Source organism: Amycolatopsis pittospori (genome assembly GCF_013870525.1).
GTDB lineage: Bacteria > Actinomycetota > Actinomycetes > Mycobacteriales > Pseudonocardiaceae > Amycolatopsis > Amycolatopsis pittospori.
The window spans coordinates 18,665-44,418 of the sequence record NZ_JACBXD010000025.1 but is presented as its reverse complement, the minus strand read 5'-3'; the positions used below and the strand labels follow the sequence as shown (position 1 = coordinate 44,418).

The 25,754-nt window shown below is 63.7% G+C and carries 14 protein-coding genes and 5 tRNA genes; 8 read left to right on the top strand and 11 right to left on the bottom strand.

Annotated elements, in window-relative coordinates; all coding sequences use genetic code 11:
* The first annotated feature begins 25 nt into the window (after positions 1–25).
* The 4 genes from H5J31_RS16455 to H5J31_RS16440 all read left to right on the top strand — a co-directional run bounded on the left by H5J31_RS16455 (position 26) and on the right by H5J31_RS16440 (position 2,599).
* A tRNA-Ser gene (locus H5J31_RS16455) sits at positions 26–115 on the top strand.
* Positions 116–157: 42 nt separating this feature from the next.
* Positions 158–231: transfer RNA gene (locus H5J31_RS16450), tRNA-Arg, on the top strand.
* Positions 232–387: 156 nt separating this feature from the next.
* Positions 388–1,389: a DNA cytosine methyltransferase gene (locus H5J31_RS16445; RefSeq protein ID WP_181773449.1), complete on the top strand. Its 1,002-nt coding sequence runs from the start codon at positions 388–390 to the stop codon at positions 1,387–1,389.
* Positions 1,390–1,426: 37 nt separating this feature from the next.
* Entirely contained in the window at positions 1,427–2,599 is a 1,173-nt protein-coding gene (locus H5J31_RS16440) for a DNA cytosine methyltransferase (protein WP_181773448.1), read from the top strand.
* On the opposite strand, the gene H5J31_RS16435 is transcribed toward H5J31_RS16440, so the two are convergent.
* The 3 genes from H5J31_RS16435 to H5J31_RS16425 form a co-directional block, all read right to left on the bottom strand.
* Positions 2,556–3,257 carry a DUF6339 family protein gene (locus H5J31_RS16435; RefSeq protein ID WP_236005129.1) on the bottom strand — a complete coding sequence of 234 codons (702 nt, stop codon included), beginning with the start codon at positions 3,255–3,257 and terminating at the stop codon, positions 2,556–2,558. The genes H5J31_RS16440 and H5J31_RS16435 overlap by 44 nt on opposite strands.
* 175 nt (positions 3,258–3,432) lie before the next feature.
* On the bottom strand, positions 3,433–4,419 hold the full coding sequence (locus H5J31_RS16430; RefSeq protein ID WP_181773447.1) for a hypothetical protein: 987 nt from the start codon (positions 4,417–4,419) through the stop codon (positions 3,433–3,435).
* Positions 4,416–6,512 (bottom strand): helix-turn-helix domain-containing protein, encoded by a 2,097-nt coding sequence (locus tag H5J31_RS16425; protein WP_181773446.1) that lies wholly within the window; start codon positions 6,510–6,512, stop codon positions 4,416–4,418. The genes H5J31_RS16430 and H5J31_RS16425 overlap by 4 nt, the downstream gene beginning before the upstream one ends.
* 415 nt (positions 6,513–6,927) lie before the next feature.
* On the opposite strand from H5J31_RS16425, the gene H5J31_RS16420 reads away from it, so the two are divergent.
* From H5J31_RS16420 to H5J31_RS16405, 4 genes are all read left to right on the top strand, one after another.
* Entirely contained in the window at positions 6,928–11,700 is a 4,773-nt protein-coding gene (locus H5J31_RS16420) for a sacsin N-terminal ATP-binding-like domain-containing protein (protein WP_236005127.1), read from the top strand.
* Complete coding sequence (locus H5J31_RS16415; protein WP_181773444.1) at positions 11,697–13,616, top strand: UvrD-helicase domain-containing protein; 1,920 nt, start codon at positions 11,697–11,699, stop codon at positions 13,614–13,616. The genes H5J31_RS16420 and H5J31_RS16415 overlap by 4 nt, the downstream gene beginning before the upstream one ends.
* Before the next feature lie 464 nt (positions 13,617–14,080).
* Positions 14,081–16,837: a helicase-related protein gene (locus tag H5J31_RS16410; RefSeq protein ID WP_328701506.1), complete on the top strand. Its 2,757-nt coding sequence runs from the start codon at positions 14,081–14,083 to the stop codon at positions 16,835–16,837.
* A complete protein-coding gene (locus H5J31_RS16405; protein ID WP_328701504.1) occupies positions 16,764–18,686 on the top strand; it encodes a DUF1998 domain-containing protein in 1,923 nt (640 codons plus the stop codon). Before H5J31_RS16410 ends, H5J31_RS16405 begins: the two co-directional genes overlap by 74 nt.
* 16 nt (positions 18,687–18,702) lie before the next feature.
* Here H5J31_RS16405 and H5J31_RS16400 read toward each other — a convergent pair whose 3' ends face one another.
* From H5J31_RS16400 to H5J31_RS16365, 8 genes are all read right to left on the bottom strand, one after another.
* Positions 18,703–19,083 (bottom strand): very short patch repair endonuclease, encoded by a 381-nt coding sequence (locus H5J31_RS16400; RefSeq protein WP_181773498.1) that lies wholly within the window; start codon positions 19,081–19,083, stop codon positions 18,703–18,705.
* A gap of 87 nt (positions 19,084–19,170) precedes the next feature.
* Positions 19,171–19,242, bottom strand: a tRNA-Arg gene (locus H5J31_RS16395).
* A gap of 4 nt (positions 19,243–19,246) precedes the next feature.
* Positions 19,247–19,335: transfer RNA gene (locus H5J31_RS16390), tRNA-Ser, on the bottom strand.
* A gap of 124 nt (positions 19,336–19,459) precedes the next feature.
* Positions 19,460–19,533 (bottom strand) — tRNA-Arg (locus H5J31_RS16385).
* A 616-nt stretch (positions 19,534–20,149) separates the two neighbouring features.
* Positions 20,150–20,686, bottom strand: a complete 537-nt coding sequence (locus tag H5J31_RS16380; protein WP_328701503.1) for a hypothetical protein — start codon at positions 20,684–20,686, stop codon at positions 20,150–20,152.
* 90 nt (positions 20,687–20,776) lie between these two features.
* A complete protein-coding gene (locus H5J31_RS16375) occupies positions 20,777–21,376 on the bottom strand; it encodes a very short patch repair endonuclease (RefSeq protein ID WP_328701513.1) in 600 nt (199 codons plus the stop codon).
* 140 nt (positions 21,377–21,516) lie between these two features.
* Positions 21,517–22,818 (bottom strand): DNA cytosine methyltransferase, encoded by a 1,302-nt coding sequence (locus H5J31_RS16370; RefSeq protein WP_181773440.1) that lies wholly within the window; start codon positions 22,816–22,818, stop codon positions 21,517–21,519.
* Positions 22,819–22,886: 68 nt separating this feature from the next.
* Entirely contained in the window at positions 22,887–25,754 is a 2,868-nt protein-coding gene (locus tag H5J31_RS16365) for a Z1 domain-containing protein (protein WP_181773497.1), read from the bottom strand.

Genomic DNA, 25,754 nt, shown 5'->3' with positions numbered 1-25,754 from the left:
ATCTGGGCAGTGGTCGTTCGACCTGGGAGGCTTCGCCTAGTCTGGTCTATGGCGCCGCACTGCTAATGCGGTTGGGGGTAACCCCCCCTCCCGGGTTCAAATCCCGGAGCCTCCGCTGGTGCCTGTTCCGGCAGGTGCTAGATTGATAACTGAACAAGCGCCCGTAGCTCAGCTGGATAGAGCATCTGACTACGGATCAGAAGGTCAGGGGTTCGAATCCCTTCGGGCGCACGTCTGGTTGAGACAGCACTGAAGCCCTCCCGTTCGCGGGAGGGCTTCTTTGTGTCCTGTGTGGACTTTGGGCCCTGGTTGAAGCCTTCGGCTATTCGTTCTCGTTGAACAGTGTTCTGGGTTACGCTGGAGTACTTCCAATGGTCGAGGGGCGCGATGGGGACTGTGGCGGAAGCAAGACGACTTTCTTCGTTCGATGTCTGTTCCGGTGCGGGTGGGCTTGCGCTCGGTCTGGAACAAGCGGGCTTCGATCCCGTTCTGTTGTTGGACAATCGCGATGTGGCGTGCCGCACGCTGCGAGCGAATCGTCCTGGATGGAACATTCTCGAACTCGATCTTCTCGAGTTCGTTCCAGAGGAACACCAGCAGGTCTACGACGTCGATTTGCTGTCCGCTGGCCTGCCGCGAGTGAAGGCCTCGGCGACGGTCAACAGGACCCGTGGCAGTGATATCGAGCTCGAACTGCTCAAAGCGACAATCATGCTGATGCACGGGGTGCAGCCGCGTGCTTTGTTGGTCGAGAACGTTCCGGACCTCGTAACCAAAGACACCTACAGCGCGGTGCGAGAGTTCGTCGGCCTGGAGCTGGACCACCTCGGCTATCGGTACAAATGGTTCGTGGTCAACGCGGCCGACCATGGCGTGCCTCAGAACCGTGAGCAGGGCGTCCTGGTCGCGCTCAAAGGTGATGCCATGGATGCCTTCGAGGAACCCGAACCGAGCCTGGAACCACCGGTGACGGTGGGTGAAGCGCTCGAGGAGTCGATGAAGGCGCGCGGGTGGGCCCAGGCGAGCAATTGGGCCCGGCAGGCGAACAAACTGGCGCCGACCTTGGTGGGCGGATCCTGGGACCGAGGAGGTCCGGATCTCGGGCCAACCGGATCGAAGCGGGCGTGGGTCAAGATGGATGTGGACGGGGCCACCGTCGCGAACGAGGTGCCTGGGCCAGACTTCGTGTGGAACCCGGATCTCGGCCGGGACGGCCTGGTGAAGCTGACCGTCGAGCAGGCCGCACGCTTGCAGGGATTTCCCCCGGACTGGCGGTTCGAAGGCAAGAAAACCGTTCGCTATCGCCAGGTCGGCCACGCCTCGCCGCCACCCGTCGCCCACGCGTTGGGATGCGTCATCCGTTCCGCGCTGACACACGGCGGAGCCTGATGATTTCGACGTCGTCCACGAGTTAAACTTCCACCTCATGACCCCTGTGCAGCCGCAGCTGTTCACGACTGCGCAGATCCAGATGGTGGACCTGTTCGCGGGGCCCGGCGGACTGGACGTCGCCGCACACTGGTTGGGCGTTCACGTCGATGGCATCGAGTGGGACGAGAGCGCCTGCGAGACCAGGCGCGCCGCCGGTCTCGGTACCAAGCAAGCCGATGTCCGGGAGTTCGGCCCCAAAGACTTCCCGGATGCCACCGTGCTCTCGGGCGGCCCGCCGTGTCAGACGTACACGGTCGCGGGTAACGGTGAAGGTCGGGAAGCGCTGACTCGGGTACTCGAGTTCCTGGAGCGAATGGCCGACGGCGATGACGTCCAACCAGAGCTCAAAAAGCTTCATCACAACGGCGATGAACGCACCGGCCTGGTGCTGGAGCCGTTACGCTGGGTGTTGGACGCGCTCGAGCACGAGATGCCCTATGAGGCCATCGTGTTGGAGCAGGTGCCTGCCGTCCTTCCTGTCTGGGAGGCTTACGCGGCTGTGCTGAAAAAGCGTGGTTACAGCGTTGCGTGCGGCATCTTGCACACCGAGGAGTTCGGTGTGCCGCAGACCCGACGGCGCGCGATCCTCATCGCGCGCCGCAACGGCGAAGCCTCATTGCCGACGCCGACGCATCGTCGGTACCACAAGGGTAAGGACCGTTCCGAGGGCGCAGCCGCCCTCAAGCCGTGGGTCACGATGGCCGATGCTTTGCGTGAGAGGAACGAGCCGTTCGAAGTGGTGTCGAACTACGGCACCGGTGGCAATCCCAAGTTGCGGGGCAGGCGCAGGTCGGACGAACCTTCCGCGACGGTGACCGGCAAGATCTCACGAAATCGGCTGTATTCGTCTGTTTCACCCAAGCGCGAGCTCGTCCGACTGACGAAAGAGGAAGCCGGGCTGCTGCAGACCTTTCCCATCGATTACCCCTGGTCCGGCAAGGAGATCGCGCAGCAGGTCGGGAATGCGATTCCGCCGCGTCTGGCAGCCCACGTGCTCGCCGCGGCCTTGGGTCGCAAGTTCGAAGCCGAGGACCTCGACTCGGTTGTCGCCGCGAACTGGGACTCGGGAATTTACGACACGCCTCTGCTGCCCTCGACGCCTCTCAAGACTCCGTCCGAAGAGGTTACTGCTCCTGAGGAGCAGCAACCTTCTTCCGAAGTCGCATAGGCGCTTCTTCGAGCAGTTGTTTGAACAGCGGCACCAAGGCAATGACCGCGTCCTCGCGGACTTCGCCGTCGTCAGGGCCGTCGGGAAGCCGGTCCCAGTGCACGGGGGCCATGCCTGCGGCCTCGGCGATCCAGTCGTGCACCGCGTCGTGATCCACCGGTTCGTCCGGAGCCAGTACGTCGTACATCAGAGTGCTGCCCGCCGCGTTCACCGCTGAGGACAAGGCGTTGACCCGGTCGCCCAGACGGGAAACGTTCGACCGTCTCAGCTCCTCGAGCACGCGGATGACCGCGATCGCGGTCGGGCGGTGGTCGATCACGTCCAGGCGCATCGTCGTGTTCAGGACGTCCTGGACGCTGCACGCGACTTCCACCGGGCCGTAGTCGTCCCCGTTGCGGAACAGCTCGGCCGCCCACCACAAACGGGCAAAGGCTTGTGTGTAGTGCGGGCCGCTGAACCGGGAAGTAGCCGTGATCTCGGTGCCCTTGTGGCGCCAGACCACGTAGTCTGGCGCTGCGATCATGGCGAGGTAGTTCCAAAGGCGACCGTCGGCTGCTTCGGCCCGGGTCATCCGCAGTGTGGCATGCAGCCGCGGAGCCAACCAGCCGTCGGCATCCGTGGGCCGCTCTTCGAAGCGTTCCATCGCGACGTCGAGCAACTCCCTTACCGGCGCGATCCTCCACCGTGCTTCGGACGACGGAAGTGGACTTGACGCCTTGCGGAGAGCGACGAGCGGCGGTTTCTCCTGCCCTGACTGCATGCCGCGGGTGAGGAACTTGGTGACCGCCGCGTCGGGAAGCAGCTCGAGTTCAGGAGGGAGGTCGACACCGGTCTCACGACTCATCGGCCACCGCCTCCGACTGCCGCTGGACAGAGCGCACGGCGTTGGTGAGCTTCTTGGTGATCTGACTGCGCCTGCCTGCCGCATGCTGAACGCTCGTCTGCAGTTCGGACCAACCGAACCCCTTGGTGCGACGCTCGTTGATGTCGTAGAGCGCGTCCGTCAGCTGCCGTCCTGGCAGTACGTCCGGCAACATCATCCGCACCACGGCCTCTCGCCAGCCGGCAGGCATTTGCGGCGTTCCGTCCTCGTCGATGTCCAGATCACTGATTGCCGTGTGGAACATGGCGGTCCATGCGTCCTGGGCGATCTGGCTTGCGGTCAGTTCACGCAACATCTTCTCGTCCGCACCGCCGCCCGCGCCGTGAAGGGCGTCGACCAGACCTTCCACCGCGCCGGTGTTCAGATAGACAGTCGGGATGTCACCCGAGGTTTCGATGATCCACGGGGACTCCTTGAACGGGCGCAACCACTCGTAGGGTCCTTCGCGGAAGTCGATCTCGACGATCTCGATGTCGCGCTGCCGCACCGGAGTGGAGACCTTCAGATCGACGAACCAGGGCTTTTCCGAGGTGCCGATGAAACGGCCGGTCACGTCGTCGAGGCCGGCGACAACCGTCAGGGCGAGAGAGGCACGGTTGAGGTGACGGGCGCGGGCAAGGTCGATGCTTCCGTGCCAGCTGCCGTCACGGGCACGGGTCAGACGCGTTGTCGACCGGGCATTGGTGGCTTTTTCGGTGAGTACCGCCAGGCACACCGGATCGACCCAAGGGCCTTCGGAGAGTTCGTCTTCGGGCAGCTTGGCCGCGAGGTGCAGAGTCGCGATCTCCCACTTTTCCCGACCGGTCTGATGCAACGCGACCGTCTGCTCGATCTTGGACACGTGCGAGTACGGCAACGCCGTACCGTCCACACTCACCGCGGTCACGTCGAGGCTCACGTCGCCGAAGAGCGTCGGGTAAGGGAACGCGGCCTTCATACGGCACCCCCGCGTGCCTTCTGGACGTCCACGACAAGCCTGGAGAAACGACCTCGAACAGGATGACTCGTCGGATCCGTGACTCCGATGAACGAAGCCGACCGCACTCCAGGCGGAATTATCAGGTTGCCGTTCTCCACGTCACAGTTCTCCGCCGCGGTGAGAAGACTCCAGTCCACGGCCGGACGGCCGCCGGACCTGACGTCGAACTTGGCGACCGGAGTCAGCAACCACGGATCTTCCGCGTTGGGCAGCTTGATATCGACGCTGACATGCCAGGCGCCGGTGTCGTCCAGCTGTGCGTTGATGCTGCGGACCGTGGGCACACCTTGTGCCCGTCTGCTTCCGGCGGCGCCAGCGCTGTCGAGTTTCAGTAACTCCTTTAGCACAGTCGGGCCTCCGCGTCGACTGATCTCCCGACGACCGACAAGCTCCCGTACCGCTCGGTCGATCTCGTCGTGGAACTCTTTGATCCGAGTCAACGCCCCTCTCTGGTACAGGGAGGTCAGCTCTTCCGTACGGTCCCACTTGTGATGTTCGGGAGGCTCGGACGCACGGAGGAACTGCTCGGCAAGGTCGACGTCTTCACCTTCGTTCTCGGTGGCGTGGCCGGCGAGAAGGACAGCTTGAAAGGCGTCCGTGCCCAGCGGAAGATCACGAGGGCGCTTGTCGATGATCGTCATGCGGTTGCCGCGCATGCACACCACGCGATTGGTTCGCTCCTCACCTTCCGCACGGGTGAGCAGGAGGACGGCAGAGTGCTTCACACCTTTGCCTTGCGCTTTGCCTTCTCCTTTTCGAGGAGTGACGAACAGCGGCACCTCGACACTGGCCACTTGATCGCCGGCGGTCCGCTCGGCCACGGTCTCGTTGTCCAAGTAGGCCTTGAGAGCCCTGCTCAGGGCAGGGTGGTGGGTATGGGGATTGACCTGATGTTCCGGTACCAGCACGCGGCCGTTGCGGAGGGTCGTGACGCGGGCTTCCAGTAGCGCGCCCGCTCGGTCACCGCCGATCATCGCGGCCCAGAACCCGTCGGCCAGCGAACGCACCAACTTCTCGTGCAGGTCTTCCAGGGATTCCGTGTCTCCGGAAGCATCATGCGCCCCGACGATGAGAAACGACGTGCCCGTGTCCGAGTTGGCCCGTTCGAGGTGGAGTTCACGAACGGCGTCCTCGTCCGCCCACCACGACCGGGAAACTTCCTTGTGGCTCGGCGCCGTGTCCGGCTCGCCGAACCAGGCCGGTCCGGCGTACGCCTTGTCATCCACTTTCCGCCACGGCAGATCGAGCCTGCCGATGACTCGGCGTTCGGTTCGACCTTCGTGCGGAATCGAGAGGGTCGAGTTCATCAGCACGAGACCGAAGCGACTGGTGGCCCAGAGCGTGACCTTGCCGAGCCCGTATGACCCGCCGGCGCGCGTCCCTGACTGCTTGTGGCTGTCCAGCTGCCTGCGGACAACTGCGGCGAAGCGGCCGTCGCTGTACTCGGGCCCGGTGAGACCGGCGGCGTTGTAGTCGTCGACCCGGAGCAACAGGAGAGATCGCGTCCGGTCCAGGTCGTCCAGCGCAGCTCGCAGACTGCGGGAGACTTTCTGTTCGGCGGAAGCGGCCTCGTCGTAGTGACGGCGGAGCTTGTTCCACTGCAACGCGTCCAGGAACTTGTCGAGGTGCTCGCCGCTCAGCTCGTGCAGCGTGTAGTGGATCCTGACCGGTTTGGTGGTGTCACTGCGTTCGTCGAGCGAGTTCTGTGTCGCCTCGCGAGCGAGCACCGAAAGGTCCGCCTTGAAGGCGAAGGCGGCGGCGTTTCCGTATTCACGTCCGCCGTCCGCGTGCGCCGGCCTGTGATGCCATTGCAGGGGTAGCTTGGTCACCACGTCCGAGACCCGATTGTGCAGGGACGCCACGTCGATGCCGAGGAAGCCGGCGATCTGACGCTTGACTTCCTCGCGTGGCTCGGCGCGGCCGGTGATCCACGCGGAAACGGCGGCGCGCGTCAGTTTGAGGTGCTGGGCGAGCTCCGCTTGGGATTTTCCGGCCCTGCGCAGTTGTCGTCCGAGCCACGGGCCGAAGGCCTCGCCCTCCTGATCACTCATTCGCCTTTGCAGCCTTCCGAGGTTCCTGGCGGTGAGCTCCCGGCAGGGAGCCAGTGGCCACTCTACCAGGACTATTTGACATGAGTGCCATGTCAACTTATGGTTAACACCACTTCGGTCGGCTCAGGCTACCCGAATGTACCGCTTCACTCCGCTTCGACACACAGTTCGGAGTTTCGGCCTCACCTCCAGGAGGGATCTGGGCGACAGCAGCCCGCACCACAACTGAATCCGCGCGGGGCCCGTGATCGGGTCGTAGTTCGCCGCATCCGGAAATGTGCGCAGAGCGCCGTTGCCGGGTGGCTGTGCGCCGCGCCCGCTCGAATCCGGATCTACTCAGGACCGAAACGACGGTGGCCACTTAACCCGTCTGTCAAGGAGTGAAGTAGCAATGCTGTCAAGGAGTGAAGTAGCAATGATCGAACGTGCCTTCAACGCAGTGCTCGCCATGATCGACAGGCTCGTCGGCCTGGCCTTGGGCACCTATGTGCTCGACCCCGACCGGATCAAGGAAGACGCCAACGCCGAGAGACGCATTCACCAGGGTGGCTACCGCGAACGTGGAGTGTTCGAACTCGTGCAGAACGGCGCGGACGAGATGCGTGCGCCCGAGCATCAGGGCGGCACGATCCAGGTCGTTCTGACCGAGACCCACATGTACTGCGCGAACGACGGCGCGCCCATTACGGAGCAGGGCGCGGACACCATCTTGCGCATGGGGGTGTCGCAGAAGAGCGGCAGCCAGATCGGTCGTTTCGGCGTCGGCGTGAAGTCGGTGCTGACGGTTACCGACACCCCGCAGTTCTTCAGTCGTTCTGGCTCCTTCGGGTTCGATGCGGAGCGGTCCGCTGTGGAGATCCTCAAGGCGGTCAACGAAGCTCGAACGGCGAAGGGCGAGCAACCGCTGGATACGGTGGGCGAGACTCCGGTACTGAGGCTGGCGTGGCCGCTGGACGAGGAGCGCGAACGTTCGCTCGACCCCGTGCTCGACGAGCTGATGGGTACGAACGCGGCAACCGTTGTCCGCCTGCCGCTGCTTCCCGAAGTCGACGGCCTGCTCGGTAAGGACATCGTCGAGTTCCCTCGCCTGTTCCAGGTGTTCTCGCACCATGTTCACAAGATGGTGCTCGAGGACCGTCGGGAGCTGCCGGTGGTTCGCCGCGAGATCACGGTCGAGCATGACGGGGCGAGACACACGATCCATGAGGTCCGCGGTGGGCAGAAGGCACGCTCCGAGCAGCATCGGGTCTTCCTGCGTCCGCACGAAGTCAGTGAACGCACCCGGCGTGTAGCGGGTGAACTGCACGATCGCGTGGTCATCGACGTGTCCTGGGCCGTGCCGGAGTACACGGTCACGAAGACCGATCATGGGCAGACCGTTTGCCAGGTGCCGCACGAGAGGGGAGAGTTCTGGGCCTTCTTCCCGACCGAGTACGCGACCACCCTCAGCGGTGTCGTCAACGCCGCATGGAAGACCAACGAGGACCGCCAGCACCTGCTTTCCGGAAGCGAACTCAACACCGAGCTGCTCGACGTCGCCGCGGACCTGGTCATCTCTTCGTTGCCGGAGTTGATCGTGCTGGAGGACCCGGCCGCGTACCTGCCGCTGCTGCCGGGCCGCGCCAAGGAGTCGCCGAACTGGGCGTGCGAGCACCTGACCGAGAAGGTCTGGGCGCTCGCGGCGGTCCGGCCCTCTCTCCCCGATCAGGACGGACTCCTGCGTAAGCCCGCCGAGCTGCGCGTTCACCCGGAAAAGTTGAGCCGAATCGCGCTGACGCTGTGGACCGGATACGCCGGTCGGCCGAAGGACTGGCTGCACAGCTCGGTGGATGTGAGCGGACTGCGTCGAGGGAAGGTGAACCACATACTCGCCGAGGCGGGAGTCGAGGTGGAAACCGTCGTCGCTTGGTTGGAAGCCCTGGTCGAGGACGGCACAGCGGCCGCGTCCGCCGTCGCCATCCGGATCGTGGCGCATCTCGACGAGCTCGCCACCGAGGACGTCCTGTTCCGAACGGTCGCGACCGAAGTGAGGAAGGCCGAGATCGTCCTGACCGAGAGCGGTGACTTCGTCGCCGCGTCGGCCGGCCGCGTCTTCCGGTCCAGTGCCGAGGACGGTCTGACCGATGACCTGGTGTATCTGGCTCGCGAAATCTCGGACGACCCGACGATGATCCGGGAACTCGACCAGCTCGGGATCCGCGAAGCCGATGCGGAAGGGCGTTTCCGCAGCGTCATCGACCAGGGCTTCTTTGGCTACGGCGATGAGGAGTGGACCCGGTTCTGGGAGCTGTGGCGTACCGCGGGCGGTGTGGACCTCGTGAGTGTGGTGCGTGACAAGTCGGCCAAGGTGTCCGCCGGGCTCCGGGTCAGGACCGCGGCCGGGGTGTTTCGTCCGATCGGCAAGTGCCTGTTGCCGGGGCCTGTGGTGCCGGAGGACGGGTCGCGTGATGCCCGTCTGGCCGTCGACGTCAGCTTCCACTCCGACGACTTGCCGGTGTTGCGGGAACTCGGCATGACCGACCGGCCGACGTCCGGCCATCGACCGGAGAACGACAGCTGGTTCCACGAGTACCACCTCTGGGTGCACGGCGAGTACTGCCGTGAGTTGCAGGCGACCGCCAGCAGGGTGCAGCTCCAGACGGTCGTGTTGACCGGGGCGCCGACCATGGGGTCGCTGCACCTGTTCCAGGACCTGTCCGACGAGGGCAAGGCCGCATTCCTGGCGGCGGCGCCGGAGGACGGCCTGATCGAGTCCTGGACCCGGCAGATCGGCAGCAAGGTGAGCACCAGGATGCGAGTGCCTTCACCGGTCAATTGGTTCCTGCGTACTTACGGCATGGTCGAGACTTCGATGGGACTGGTCGCCGTGCGCGAGGCTGTCGGTCCTCAGCTGACCGCGTTCGCCTCCCTGCTTCCCGTCGCGGCCATCAGCCCGGACAAGGCCCGGCGGCTGGGGATGACCGTCAACGTCGGTGACATGGACCCGCAACGCTGGACCGAGTTCCTCGAACGAGTGAAGGCCAGTACTGACGACAAGTTCGTGGGTTTCGCCTACGCCCTGCTTTCCCGATTCGCCCCGGACCTCGTCGAGCGGGAAGAGGTGATGCGTTGCCGGGTAGGTCAGGAGTGGGAGCTCCGTGCGCGTGGTGAAATCGCGGTCGCGACGACCGCGGAGGAGTACGCGGTGCTGGTCCGGGAGAACCATCCCGCGATGCTGGCGGATTTCCCGGGCGAGACCGAGCGGGTCGATTTCATGATCCGTGAGCTCGGCATGCGTCGTTTCGTCGACGTGATCGAAAAGCGGCTGCGTGCGGTCTACAGCGGGCCCGCCGTCCCGCTCACCGACGAGTGGCCGCCGCTTCGACAGCGGTTGGGTGCGAACGCGGTCCATGGGCGATACCTGCAGTGGTGCAGCGAGCTCGAGGAAGTGACCCGCAGCCCGCAGGGCACTCGAACCACCGCGATGAGGAGCGCCCGACAGGACAACACGGTGCTGGTGCTCGACGGCACGTCGTTCGAGGACGCTCTCGTCCTCGTCGACAGGGAACTCGGGTGGAATCTCGGAGCCTCCGGATGTCGGCTGGTGATCGAAGCGCATCACCAGCAGCAGAAGGACAGCGCGGTCCAAGCCCGGCTTGCCGAGATCCGCGAGAGCGACAGCTTCGTCGAGAAGATCGCCTTCCTGATCGGGGAAGATAACCTGCGTAAGGGCCTTCCCCCCGGCCTTGTCGACAGCGAGAGGTCGGAGACCGGTCGCGAACCGGTCGCTCACAGGTTGGCTCAGCTGGCATACAACGCACATGACGATGGCGTGCTCCGAGTACACGCCAAGGACATCGCCGAGCGGTTCGAGACCGCTCCGGCGAACTTCGACGGCGGCCCCGCCGCGCTGCGGTTCGTGACCGACCTCGGTCTCCCCGACGTGTTCGCGGGTGTTCGGATCCCTGTTCCGCCCATGCGCGAGGAAGCCGAGGGCCCGACGGCGTTTCCCCGTCTGCACGTCTTCCAGGAGGTGCTCGCCACCAGGCTCACCGCTTTGCTGCGGAATGAATGCGCCGAGCGGGGGATGCTGAGCCTGCCGACCGCGGCGGGCAAGACCCGGATCGCGGCAGAAGGCGCGATCCGGTGGATCCGGGAGGACGGGATTCCCGAGGGGCCGATTCTGTGGATCGCGCAGACCAACGAGCTCTGTGAGCAGGCCTTCCAGTCGTGGAAGCACGTTTGGGAGAACGTCGGTCCCGAACAGTCGTTGGTCATCGATCGACTGTGGACGACGAATTCCGCCAGCCCCGTCACGGGCAGGCCGCATCTCGTCATCGCGACCGACGCAAAGTTGCGAATGTGTTTAGGTACGGATGAATACGCATGGTTGCGCAACGCTTCGGCCGTTTTCGTCGATGAGGCTCACGTGGCGATCTCCCGCGAGTACACTTTCATCCTCGAGCACCTCGGGCTCACCCACCGCGAGACGTCACGGCACCTCGTCGGGCTGACGGCCACGCCGTTCCGCAACGACGCCGAGCTGACCAGGCGTTTGGTGCAGCGATTCGGCAACGTCCGGCTCGACGACGGTGTCTTCTCCGGCGAGCCCATTTCCGACTTGCAGGATCTGGGCGTCCTCGCCCGCGTCGAACACCGTGAGCTGGTCGGCGCGGACATCTCGCTCGATCCGGACGAGCTCGGAGGGATCAAGGGTTTTCTGCCGAGGAGCGCGGAGCTGCGCCTCGCCGACGACGAGGCCCGCAACAAACTCCTCGTGGAGGAGATCACCGCGTTGCCCGAGGACTGGCCGGTTCTCGTGTTCGCGACGTCGGTCGGCCACGCCAAGTTCCTGGCCGCCAAACTCGGCAACCGCGGTGTCCGCTCAGCCGCGATCGATTCCGCGACTCCGATGCCGGAGCGGCGTCAGCGCATCGAGTCGTTCCGGCAGGGGAGGCTTCGGGTCCTCACCAACTACGGCGTGCTCTCGCAAGGTTTCGACGCGCCGGCGACCCGGGCCGTCGTCATCGCCCGGCCCGTGTACAGCCCGAACGACTATCAGCAGATGATCGGACGTGGCCTGCGCGGAAGTCGCAACGGGGGCAAGGACAGCTGTCTCATCCTGGATGTGCGCGACAACATCACGAACTTCCATCAGGACCTCGCGTTCACGAAGTTCGAGTACCTCTGGAAGAAGGGGGAGCGGTGACGAAGCCGGAGGGGGAGAGCCTTGTGCTCACCCCCGCTCAGCGAGCCGTCGTGACCAGTGCCTGGAATGACAAACTGCTGGTCTCGGCACAGGCGGGCGCGGGCAAGACCACCACCTTGATCCATCGGATCGAGCATCTGATGACGGTGGAGGGAATCGAGGCATCGGAGATCCTGATCTGGACTTTTTCCCGTGCGGCAGCCCAGGTCATGCGCACCCGGGCAGGCCGGAACGCGGTTGCGGGTCGGCGGGCCCGTACCCAGACCCTCGACAGTTGGGCTTCGTCCCTCCTCCTCGAAGCGGGCAATCGCCCTGAATACCTTTCGAGCCACGGGTTCGATCGGCGGATCGAACTCGCCACCGCCGCGATCGAAAACGGAGTCGTCGAGGAGACCGAACGGGGGGCACCCGCTCACGTGATCATCGACGAGGTGCAGGACCTTGTCGGACCACGGCGGGAAATGGTCGAGTCGTTCCTCGACAGGTTCCCGGACATGGGTTTCACCGTCGTCGGTGACTCCGCGCAGTCGATCTACGGATTTCAGGTGTCCGACCCGCAGGCGCGGGCTGACGAAGCGGGCCTGTTCTTCAGGTGGCTGCGTGCCTCTTTCGGGGACGAGCTGCGCGAAGTCGTCCTCGACGACAACTTTCGCGCCCGTACAGTCGAGGCCCGCATTGCGCTGCCCTACGGAGAACGTCTGCAGCGACTAACGGACATTCCCGAGGCGGAGACGGAGGCGGCGTCGCTTCTCCACGTGCTCCGATCCCGCCTCACGGAAGTCGCCTCATTCGGAAAGCTCGACACTCCATTCGCACAGGACTCTTTGCGGGACTTCGCCGGTACGACGGCGATCCTCTGCCGGGACAACGCCCAGGTGCTTCTGTTGTCCGAAAAGCTGGGGCAGCTCGATGTCCCGCACCGTATCCAGCGGTCTCCACGATCCGGTGCCGCGCCTGCCTGGATGGCGGGACTGATCGCCGCGACCGGTGCTGCGACGTTGAGTCAGGAGCGGTTCGAACAGCTTCTACCCGAGCTCGAGATGTCTGCAAACGTGGACATCGAGGAGACGTGGCGCTCGTTGCGGACCGTCGCGGCGGGCGCACGCAACCAGCTCGATCCCGCGGTCTTACGAAGGGCGATCGCCGAAGGGCGGTTGCCTGATGACCTGGCGGCGCCGCTCCCGCACCCGATCCTCGTTTCCACGGTCCACCGCGCCAAGGGACTGGAGTTCGATCGTGTGCTGATCGCGGGGTTCGACGCGACCGCGCGGTGGCGGACCGATGAGATGGACACAACGGCTGAGGCGAGGCTTCTCTATGTCGCCATGACACGGGCCCGGGACGACTTGTATCGCGTCGAATGCCCTGACACGTGGACGTTGCGCAAGGGAGTACACCTGTCGACACCGATCCAGCGCTGGTACGTGGGTGGCCGCGAACGTTGGAAACGCGTCGGAGTGGAAAGTCTCGAGACGGATGTGTGCCACGAGGCACCTGCCGGCGTGCGTGCACCCGGGAACGACCCTGCCGCGGCGCAGAGGTATCTGCGCGACTGTGTTCGCCCTGGAGACACAGTGGTGTTGCGCAGACTGCACGATCTGCCAACGTCTCCGGCCGAAACGCCGCCGTACGGCATCTTCCACACGGACACGCCGATCGGTGAGGTCTCCGAGACGTTCCGGCAAGACCTGTGGCGCCTGCTCAAGCAGTCCGGCGGCTACCAGGTGAAACGGTGGCCGTACCTGATCACCGGCTTGCGAATCGACTGTGTCGAAACAGTTGTCGGTTCGACCGCCGTCACCGAACGCCACGGTCTCGGCGACCGGGGCGGATGGCTCGCCCCTCGACTGTGCGGCCTCGGCCGATTCGACTGGACCCACGCCGAGCGGGTCTCGGAAGGACAGGACAACCTGTGACCGAGTCCCGCCATGCGGCACATTATGCGCTGCGCAAGGACCTTCGCATCGCCCTGCGCGACGACCTGCTCGGTCCGCAGGGCGGCGCGAAGGAGATCCTTGCCACCGACGCCCCGATCACCGCTTATCCCGTCGGTGTCCTGTTTCCGCAGATCGAGAACTCCGATCATCTCGCGGAGACCGACAGCGTGGACGCGCCACCGGATGTCGTCCGCGGGGACGACTCCGAGCAGGGTGAAACCGACCTCGGGGTCTCCCTCGCCAACCGTCGCAAGCCATCGTCGATGGGCATGACGTTCGGTGTCGATCCGGGTATCGCGGATTCGGTGCAGGTGAAGGTCCGGGTCGCGACCTACGCGCCGGAGGACGAAGACGGAGTCCCCGTCGAGCCGCGTCGAAGCGAGGCCCGCAGTACCGAGCAACAACGAGAGCGGTGGCGTCGCCTTCCCGAGGAGTGCGAACCCGTGGCCGTCGACGTCACCTCTGCCGGCATGCACATCGCGGAACTGTGTCCCGGGCTGGAGTTGCGCACGCTGATCCGTCCCGTCGACGACGGTGGCACGGTCACGGTGACAGTGACGTTGGTCAACATGCGGCGCGCAGGCGTATTCGACCTCCAGGACGCCTACTGTTTCTTCCAGCCCGAGCTGGAGGTGTCCGGTCCTGAAGGAACCAAGCCATTCGTCGAGCGAAAGGCACCTCTCGGTGCCGTGGACGCCGAGCACGCGTTGAGTCGGTTGCTGCACCGGCACGCGCCCTACTTCGCTACCGGTCACGGTTGCTCCGTCGCATGGAGCTGGACGGCTCCGCCGATCCGTACCGCCATGCCGACGCAGGCAGCGGTTTCGTCGATCCGTACGGAGCTGGTGCCCAGTCATGAGGTTTTGCTGACCGATTCGAACCCGCAGATCGACGACAAAGCACTCGGTATGCACCGCCTCGGGCACGGAACCGTCGAAGACGTCATCGGTGCGCTCGGGGGCCTGCTCGACGGGTACGAGAAGTGGATCAAGGCTCGAAAGCAGGAGGCTCTCGAGCTGGAAGACACCGACTACGCCAACGTGGCGCGTGAGCAGATCAAGTACTGCGACCGAGCGCTCGGTCGCATGAGGAGAGGGGTCGAGCTGCTCGCCGATCCCGCACGGCCCATGCCGGTCGAGGCGTTCCGCCTGGCGAACCAGGCCATGGCCCGCCAACGAGGTCGGGCGGAATGGATCGAAAGGGGACGAGAAGGCGAGCCTGATCCCGAGGCGGGGCGGTGGCGCCCCTTCCAGATCGCGTTCATGCTGCTGTGCCTGGAAGGCATCGTCGATCCGGACCACGAGGACCGCGGTATCGCCGACCTGTTGTGGTTCCCGACCGGCGGCGGAAAGACCGAGGCGTACCTCGGGTTGGTGGCCTTCACCGTGTTTCTCCGTCGCCTCCGCGACGGCGGGCACGGCGACGGAGTGACCGTGCTGATGCGCTACACCCTCCGGCTTCTCACTCTCCAACAGTTCGAGCGCGCCGCGGCTTTGATCTGCGCCATGGAGCGAGTCCGTGCCGAGCGGAAAGAAGGCGATCTCGGCGACGTTCCGGTGTCGATCGGCATGTGGGTGGGTATGTCGGCGACCCCGAACAAACTCGACCGAGCCGTGATCAAGCTCGACGAACTACGGAAGAACCCGGAAAAGCCGCTCCAGAAGGAAAATCCGGTACAGCTTCACTCCTGCCCGTGGTGCGGAGAACCGTTGGGGGCAGGCGACTACGAGGTCCGTCCACGGCTCACGCGGATGCTGGTGCGCTGTCCGAACGCCGACTGCGAATTCGCCACCGACGAGGGGTTGCCCGTCCATCTGGTGGACGAGGCCGTGTACGACGCCCACCCGACACTGGTGATCGCCACGGTGGACAAGTTCGCCTCCATGCCGTGGCGGCCGGAAACGGCCGCATTGTTCAATCGAGACCTCGGAAGCGACGTCCGAAAGCCGGAGCTCATCGTCCAGGACGAACTCCACCTCATCTCTGGTCCGCTCGGCACCCTCACCGGTCTGTACGAGACCGCAGTGGACGTGCTGGCCGACCGGCCGAAGGTCGTCGCCTCGACCGCGACGATCCGGCGCGCCTCCGGTCAGGTCGGAGCGTTGTTCGATCGAAAGCTGGCGCAATTCCCGCCCGCCGGCCTCGATTCCAGGGACTCGTGGTTCGCCGTGGAGACCTCGCGAGGGGACAAGGCATCGCGTCGTTACATCGGACTGCTCACGCCGGCGACCAGTCAGGCGACCTTGCTGGTCAGGACTTACGCGGCGCTGTTCCAGGCCGTGGCACGTACTGAAGCCGATCCCAAGGTGCGCGACGCGTATTGGACGCTCGTGGGGTACTTCAACAGTCTGCGGTTGCTGTCCGCCGCAGAGCTGCAAGTGCTCGACGACGTACAGGATCGCCTGGAGTTGCTGGCCAAGCGGGACGGCTGCAGTGGCGCGCGTCCGGTGTCGGCTCACATCGAGCTGAGCAGTCGTGCGGATTCGAGCGCCATCCCCAGCTACTTGAAGCTGTTGAAGTGCGCATGGCCGGACAAAGACAACGTCCTGGACTTCCTGCTCGCGACGAATATGATTTCTGTCGGTGTCGACATCGACAGACTCGGTCTCATGGCGGTCATGGGTCAACCGCAGACCACCGCCGAGTACATCCAGGCAACCAGTCGGGTAGGACGTCGGCATCCCGGTCTCATCGCGGTCATGCTCAACTCTGCGCGGTCGAGGGACCGGTCGCATTACGAGAACTTCCCCGGCTTCCACTCGGCCCTCTATCGCGAGGTGGAGTCGACCAGCGTCACGCCCTTCTCCGCCCGCGCCCGGGATCGGGGATTCCACGCGGTGGTTGTCGCGCTCACTCGGTTGATGATCGTGAAAGCCTGCCCCAACCAGGCAGCCGCGGACATCGAGACCTTCCTGCCGGAGATCATCTCGACGGTGCGACCCGCGATTCTGGACCGCGTTCGCTCGGTCGACCCCGATGAACTGCAGGCGACGACCGAGTACTTCGACGAGTTCATCACCTGGTGGCGTGAGGAAGCCGAGGCCGAACCAGACCTCGTTTACGAAGCCAAGCGCGGCACCCGAGAGCCCGCCCTGTTGAGGGGTTTCGACAACGCCGACGACGGCAATGGTGGCTGGGACACCCTCTGGAGCCTCCGTGACGTCGACGCCGAGTCGACGCTCTTTCTCGAGAAACGGTAGGAACGAAATGACTCCTCCTCCATCACGGCTCCGGAGTGCCGGCGTCCCCGCCCGTCCGCGAGCGCGCAAGCTCGGGACCGTACGCAGATCGCAGCTCGTCACCACTTATGGAGTGGGCGCGATGATCGCGGTCGACAACGAGTCCTTCATCGTGGCGGGAATCGACTCGTGGAACATCGACCACGCACCGGAGATCTTCGAACGCAGGCTCGCGAAGGTGCTGCGCGGGGTGACTTCGTTCCGCCTGCCGCCCACGCCCGATCCCGACCGCGGGGTCGACGGCGTCCGAGTGCGGCGATTCCCCGAGTTCTACTCATGCCCCCAGTGCCATGTCCTCCAGCCGTTCTCGGTATTCAATTGCCTCCCCGGTCGCGCGAGCTGTCCGACCTGCCAAGAGGACCTGGTGCCTTCACGGTTCGTACTCGCGTGCGACGACGGCCATATCGAGGACTTTCCCTACTGGAAGTGGTTGCATCGAGGTTCCGAGCAGGCGAGAGGTCTCTGTGGCGGGACGTTGACACTGCAGACGGAGGGCAACACGGCGTCACTCCGATCGGTCGTCGTGCGATGCACGTGCGGTGTTCCGGACGTCTCGATGGAGGGAGCCTTCCGTGTCAAAGCGTTGAGGGACCTGGGTATTCGATGCGAAGGTCGCCGACCCTGGCTCGGCGGAGCGAAGCCGCAGCCGTGTACGCGCCATCCTCGGGCCATGCAACGAGGTTCGTCATCCGCTTGGCATCCGGTCATGCGAAGCGCCTTGTCGATCCCGCCGTGGGGTGAGGGCGCGCGTGGGTTGGTGGAACGGGAGAAGCTGATCGGCGCACCCGAAAGCGCCATTCGGTGGCACTTCGAGAAGCGACCTGGACTGTTGAAGAAGGCAGATACGACCGTCGAGGAAGTGATCGATCTCGCTCGTGAAATGAATGAGGAACCCCCGAATTCCAGTGAGAACGGAGACGGCCGGGTCGACCCTCATACATTGCTGCGTGAAGAGGAATACGAGAGTCTGCGTCGCGGAAATCCCGAACAGCACACGGCGGAGTGGCAACCGTTCGTCTGCGAGAAGCCGGAAGGCGATCTCACACCGGTGCACGCACACGGTCTCGCCGAGATCATGTTGGCGAAGCGGTTGCGCGAGGTTCGCGCGCTGGAAGGATTCACCCGTGGCGTCGCACCGCTGGAGAGCGAACCCGAGCAGCGGCTCGCCGAACTCCAGCTGGGCCGCGACGTCAGCTGGTTGCCCGCGATCGAAGTCAAAGGAGAAGGTGTCTTCGTCAGGCTCGATGAAGATCGCTTGCACGAGTGGGAAACGAAGCCCACGGTGATCGAACAAGTCGAGCAGATGCGGCGGAACCACCTGGCCCTCATCGAGGAGAGAACTCGCCCGAATACACCGAAGTCGAGCGCGCCCAGGTCACCGGTGTCCCCGCGTTTCGTTTTGCTCCACACGTTGGCGCACATCCTGATCAACGAGTGGAGCTTGGACGGTGGTTATCCCGCGTCCGCGCTCCGGGAACGCTTGTACGCGAGTGAGGCCATGGCCGGAATCCTCGTCTACACCGCGACCAGCGACTCTGCCGGAAGTCTCGGCGGTATCGTCGCCCAGGGCGATCCGGAGCGTCTGGCCGCGACGTTGCAGTCAGCCCTCGCGCGGGCGGCGTGGTGCTCGAACGATCCCCTGTGCATGGAATCCGGCGCGAGCGGGGCGGACAGCGTCAATCTCGCGGCATGTCACGCGTGCGTGTTGTTGCCCGAAACGAGCTGCGAGCTGAACAACAGCTTCCTGGATCGCGCGTTGCTGGTCGGCACGCCGTCCGAAGAGGTGCCTGGATACTTCAATCGCGTCTGACAGCGAAGGCGGGGCGTCAGCCGGGCCGCCTGCTGCGCACGATCCCGTGCACGCGGGCGGCCGCGGCGTCGACTGCCTCGTGCTCCCACACCCGCACGGCCAACCAGCCCGCCTCGGCAAGTCGGGCGTCCGTGTCGAGGTCGCGTCGTCGATTGGTTTCGATCTTCGTGCGCCAGAACTCCGCGTTGTTCTTCGGCCACGTCGCGTGCTCCGGGCAGCCATGCCAGAAGCAGCCGTCCACGAAGACCGCGACACGCGCGGAGCCGAACACGATGTCGGCTTCCCGGCGTACGCCCTTCACCGGTCTGCGGTGCACGCGGTAGCGCAACCCGGCGGCGAAGAGGGCTTTGCGTAGCTCTATCTCGATTTTCGTGTTTCGAGACTTCTGCTTGCTCATCCTCGTCCGGACGCCCGTTGTCGCCTCCAGCTTCACATGCCCATTCTCGCAAAGGCTGTGCCGATCACGCCACCGCGTGGCCTCCGGTGCCCCCGGCAGGAGTCGAACCTGCGTTCCCGGCTTCGGACGCCGGCGTCGTATCCGTTGGACCACGGGGGCTTTGCGGAGGATGCAGGATTCGAACCTGCGCGGCGCTCTCACGCCGACCACCGTTTTCAAGACGGTTGCCTTACCGGGCTCGGCCAATCCTCCTTGCTGTGCTGTCCGTCGGACGCCCGCGAGTCGAACGCGGTGACTCCTGATCCCAAATCAGGCGGGGTCGCCAGTGCCCCTCGCATCCGGCAGCCGGCGTATCCCCCTCGGACACGCCGACCAGTGCCCCTGCCAGGACTCGAACCTGGGACCTCCGCATTCGTAGTGCGGCGCTCTGTCCACCTGAGCTACAAGGGCGAGGTGAAGACGTGTACACGCCTTCACCGGCACTCGTCCTGGCCACCTCCTTCGGTGACGGGGACGAGCTTTTGGGAAAAGTCTTCGGTTATCAAGGTTCGCGCTGAAATGGCAGCGTCGAGCACCGGCGGAGGGAGTCGAACCCCCCTGGAAACGGTTTTGGAGGCCGTTCCGCTTCCCAAGCTCGCCGATAAGAAAGTATTCGGGCGCAGCAAAAAGAGAAGCCGCCCTGATCGGTTTCCCGATGGGCGGCTCCCTGGCATGACGAACGCTATGGCGTCATGATGGGGAGCCTTCGCCGGTCAGAGTCCGCTGACCAGGCCAGGATGACGGTCGTCGGCCACAGACCGACGGACACGTGGCAGCGAGCGCGATGGCCGGATGCCAGCGCTGCGCCTTTCGCTCGTGCACGTTCGTCATGGCTGCTCCTGTGGCTGGTTGAGTGCATTAACTATGACTCAAGGTTCGCGACAACGCAACGCTTTTCTCGCGTGTATGACGTGTAGCTCACCGAAGTTCCCTCGACGATCTTGGCGAGCTGCGAGGAAGGTGTCGCGGCTCACCGCAATGGACCGGCGAGAGCTTGTGGAGAGATGAAAATGATGGCGCCGATTTCCTATTTATCTAGCCGTTTCGACTCTAGCTTTCGATTTACGTAGGCGAGATCGATGGAGCAATGCGCTGCTATCTTCTCATGCAAAAGTCTCTGCTCTTCGTCGATAGCTTTTCCGTCTTGCAGGTATACGACCATGAGAGGTCGAGTGTGTGTCTTCACGGCATTGTTCACGGCCGCCCAGAGGAGGATGCTAAAGCTGCGGGGTTTTCCCCAGTAGATATTTCGCGCCCGCGTGCCGTCAGTGAACGTGCAATGCATGGGCTTCTCGCCGACACTGCCGTGTACGAGACTCCAATCAGGGCCGAGTAGCGGCGCGACGAACTCGGCTGGTGGGGTGAGTCGCTTTGAAGCGTACTTCGCGAAAGGGCCGAAATCCTCGACAGCCCGCGCGTACTCCTTGAGCGGTGTGTCCTTGAGCCAGACTCGCATCCCGTCGGCGGTGTAGTAGTCGGCTAGTACGTCGCCGATTTTAGCGTCGGCCACCCAGCGTGCGTAGTGTTTTGATTTCTCGCGGTCCGGGATGTCCTCCCAGTCCACCTGCTCTGCTTGGCGATAGATCTCACGGATAACAGAGTCGCGAATGTCTTTGGGTACGGGTATCTCAGGTTTTGGCAAAGCGGCCTCCGGTTAGCGTTGGTTGCCGTAAGCGCCTAATGTGGTAATGATGCGTTCTGCCGCATACGTTGGTTCCTCGTGTTCCCAGAAGCGAAGCACTGTCCAACCCTGGTTCATGAGCTTACGGTCTGTATCGGCATCCCGCTTCTTGTTCTCGGCGATTTTTTCGCGCCAGAACTGGGAGTTCGTCTTGGCTGGCCGGTGGTGGTCAGGGCATCCATGCCAGTAGCAACCGTCCATGAAGATGGCGACCTTCGCTTTGGGAAAGACGATATCCGCTGTGCGTCGTAGCTCCGGTAGCGGACGGACCGATACGCGGTACCGCAGGCCACATGCGTGGAGGAGAGCGCGCACTCGACGTTCTGGACGCGTGTCACGTCCGCGGTTGCCCTTCATGGAAGCTCGGACCTGCGGAGATGAAGCCCATGATTCAGGAGGCGGCTTCTCGTCGTGTACCAAGCCCTGAGCGCGAGCGAGGTCCCACGCTTGGACGAGGTTCTCCAACCTGGTCGTGTGCCTGACCGGGCCGAGCGACCGAGTTACTGAACGACCATTTTGTCGCCAACGCAGGTACGCCCGAATAGTGCCCTGCCCCGCTGATGCGTTCAACACGACAGAAGCGCGAACGGCATTGTCACCTTTCGTGAACACCGTGCGCCGGTGAGGGCCGCCGGCAGTCTTGTCCTGTTCGGCTTCAACGAGGGCCCTCGCCCGTCCCGCTCTTGGCTTCCAGGCCCGCAGGGGTGCGGCTGTCACGTACGACTCTCGACCTCATCCAGAACTTTGGCCACCGCCTTAGCGAAAACCTCGCCAAGTAGTACTGGCACCGCGTTCCCGAGCTGTCGCATCTTCTCGCCCCTTGGCCCGCTCAGCTTCCAGTCGTCGGGAAAGGTCATGACCCGGGCGGTCTCCCGCACCGTCATATACCTGTGTCGATAGCTCTGTCCGGAGAGTGATTTGGGACCGTTGATGCGAGAGTCGGTCAACATTACGGATTCCCCGCCGGGAACACCGTGGACGCCCGCCTTGACGGTCTTCGCGGGTCGATCGAGGACGTTAGGAGTATGGCCGTCATAGATACGGGCGTCCGGCCAGCCAACGTGATCCAATGGCATGTCGTCGTACTGGACCCGGTCGAGCTTGTCCCACCTGATCTGTGGCAGTGAGTCTTGTTCGCCGTCGAATCCCGCGATAGCGTCCCGCAAAGTGCGCCACGGCTTGAGAGCACTGCCCTCAAGCGGGAGTTCCCCGCCTGCCTTCTTCATGGCGTTGTTTCGGACGTGTTTTGGCACGTTCTGGTGGCGTTCCCAGTACTCGCCACTGATCAACGACCAGCGGAGAGCCTCCTCCGAGTGTGTCTTCTTGACAGCGTCGCGCAGGATCGCCTCATCTATGTCGAGGTCGCCGCGGAAGGCGACGATGAGGACGCGGTTGCGGATCTGAGGTACGCCGTAGTCGGCCGCGTTGACCTCGAACTTGAACACGCGGTATCGCTCGGGGGAGCTGGCAGCCTTCTGCTCCCTCTTCGCGCGGAGAATGGCGTCGTGCTGGAGCCAGGTAGCTGCCGGGTCGCGCTCCTCGAAGGGGAGTTCCAGTTCGCGAAGGATGTAGTCGAAGTACGGCTTGAAGGATGGCCTCAACAAGCCGCGGACGTTCTCGCAGATCACGGCCTTGGGTTGGATCTCGCGGATGGCACGGAACATCTCGGGGAACATGTTGCGCTTGTCTTCGTCGCCCTTCGCGACGCCACCTAGGCTGAATGGCTGACACGGCGGTCCGCCCGCTAGGAGATCAACCGCACCCTGTAAGTACCCCATCTTGAGGTCGCGGACATCTCCCCGCACCAGCGGCCATGGATCACCCGGTTCGGGGACTGTCTCTTCTTCCCCTCTGGGGACGGCGCCGTTGGCCTCTAGCGTGTCGCACGCGTGCTTGACGTACTCGTTCAGCAACAGCGGACGGAAGCCCGCGCGATGGACGGCCATGGCCAGGCCGCCGCCGCCTGCGAACAGTTCGACAGACGTGCGCTCTATCGGTGCTCGATTATCGGCCATGGCGCAAGAGCCTACCCTGTCGAAGTTTGTGACCTAAGTAGGCGCGCGGCTCGGTCTTGCCTGGTAGATCAGGGTTTCTTGGGCTCGTCGACGAGCGCATAGTACGGCTTCCCGGGGACTTGAACCTTGTAGACGAGCGGTTTCAGGCCAGCGGACAGTGTCGCGTCCGGGAGCCGGAGCATGAGCGCCATCACGACGCCGGCAGGGTAGCCGTCGTCGTCGACCTCAATGGCCGTTCGCTCTTTGTCCATCACCGGATACAGGAGGGCGTAGCCCGAGGTCGGGGTCTTGCCTGGGAGGTCTCCGTCGAGTGCTCTGCGGTGCGCGCTCTCGGAGTTCCCTCGGATGCGATTCTGCTTCTCGACCTTGCGGCCATGGACAGTGAACTCGCCGATACCCCTGATGTTGACCCGCCTTCCTGTCTTCTGTTGCGGCATGACAATGTGCCACTGATCGATGACATCCTCCGGAAGACTGGCGATCCAGGCTAGGTCGGCGGTGAAGGTGTCCTCCTTCGCCCACTTCAGTTCACTCAGGACATCGACCATTTCCTTATGGGTCACAGAGCCAGCTAAGGCGTCGAAGGCGAGACCCGTTCTCGCCAGGGAAGCTTCCACGGTCGCCGTTAGGAGTGGGCGGCAGGCGTCGACGTTGTGGTTTAGCGCTGACTGGTCGTCCAGGTTCGGGTAACCGGAACTCGGCTCCTTCGTGCGAGTCCGCCGCTCGACCAACTTCGCGTTGTACATCTTGTTCGCGGCCGTTGGCCTTAGTCCGCCGTGTCTCATCACCTGGGGCTGGATGTCCTTTGGAGTGATCAAGGGGCGGCCGTCGACCATGGTCGCGTACTGGCGAAGCTCGCGTCGAAACTCCTCCTCGTCCCGACAAGCCGCTTCAAACGCGTCACGGACTTTGGCGGTAACGAACAAACGGACGAGATCACGGTATCCAGGTCGGAACCCGAACCAGCGTCCCATCTGCATCAAAGCTTCGGTATGCCCAACGTCTCGCGAATAATAGGTGACAGTCAGGCCCTCGACGGTGAATCCCCGCGCAAGGGAGTTCCCGCCTACGAGAATGCGCCATACCGATCGCTTGTCGAAGTCGAGGTCCTCTTGTTCAATGTCCTTGTCGCTGTTCACGACAAGGACAGGGTTCCCATTTGGTGCGATCCGACGTGCGGCCACGCCCAGGAATGGGAGGAGATCGTCGAACGCTGGCGGCATTAGGTGATCGAGCTTGAGCGCGGCGGCGACTGGGGCGAAGTCCGCTTCAAAAAGCTCGCGAAGTCGTGCACTCGCGTGGCCGCTCAGATAGCCACTCGTGTGCCAAAGGTCCTGGATTGACTCAGTCCTGGTCTTGTGGACTGCCTTACGCATCGCTTCGTGGACGAGCATCGTGTGATGCTTAAAGGTGTTGGCGCCGTGTGCTTCGCGGTACAACTTTATGGTGCCGGCCAGCACGAATGAATCCAGTGCGGTCTGCAGCTTATCTTCCCCTGCTTCTTTGCCGACTATCCTGACATGCGCCCTCTCTTTGGAATTGGCGAATGTCTTCTCTGACTCGGGGGTCGCAAGGTCGAGGTCATGGAAGTCTTCCGCGCCCATGTATCCCGCTGGGCGTTCCAGGGAAATCAGGTAGTCCTTGGGGAAGATGTCCTCGTCGTCGGTCGGATCGACGAAGACGTTAGCGAACGGTGTGGCTGTATATCCGACATACTGGGCGCGTGGCAGCATTCGCAGCAGGTCTGATAAATGTTGGTTGATCGCCGTACGCTTCTTTTTCTCTTTTTTCCACTTTCGCGGATCAGTGGTGTTGACTGAAGCTTGATCTGACTCGTCGTCGATAATCAGCGTTGGGATGTCGTCGAGCTTGTCGGCGTTATTCTTTAAATCCTTTACTAGATTATTCAAGACCGACGAGTTCTTCTTGACGATGATCAGTCTGGCGTCACTGGTGAAGAGGTTCTCTGGATGCCACAGTTGCTTGGTTCGATCACGTCGCTCGAATTCCAGCGCCGGCAGGCCTTGCTGGAGCCGTCGATAGTCGAAACGCCGGGTGGTCATGCGATGGATGTCTGGCTTCCCATGTTCGGACGGTCGGACACCGTGGCGAATGAATCTGTCCCTGTGCCAGTCCTCATCACCCAAGTAGTCGATGAGTTGAGCGACGCTCGGGTCGGACTCGTCGGCGCCTCGCAGGATGTTTTCTCGCCCGACCAGTTCCATGTCGAGGCGTCGCTGGGTCTGCTCACGAAGAAGGTTCGTCGTGCCGGTCATCACGATGACCAGCCGATACCCGGCGTCGATCGCCTTCGCGATAACCCCAGTGAAATTGGCGGTCTTCCCACTCTGGACGTACCCGACGACCAGCCCCTTGGTTTGGCCCGCCTTGGCCCGTGATGGATCGATCAACCGTTCTACGACGTGGGTGGTGGCCGTGTCCAGGGTCTCGATCGCCCGCGCGCCCCAGTTGCGTCTGGTTCGCAGGTACTCGGTGTAGTGACCCCAATAGAAGTCCCGATCACGCTGGACGCCCATCGTGTACCACGGTTCCCAAGGGCCGGCTATAACTGTCGTGCCGTCGCCTTTGGCGAGTGGGAAATGTGTCGCGAACGCGTCGGCGGTCTCAGGCTCGAGTTTCAACGACTCGATCACGAGCTGCCGGCGTTCAGGTGAGTTCGGGCGAGTCCCGCGGGTCCATGGGTGTTCCTCGGCGGATGCGTGCTCCCACTTCCCCATGTTGACGGTTAGAAAAACGACGAGACGGTCGTCCTGTCCCGCCGCGTCCAGATGCTCCCGAAGCCGCGCTTCGGATACATCGGGTTCGGGAACGATGTCCTCGGCCTCGACGCGTGCGCGACGTAGCAGGCCTTTGGGGGCCCTGCCTTCCATCGCCCTCAACGCGCTGCTGTAGGCCTCGACAATTGGGTTGTCCAT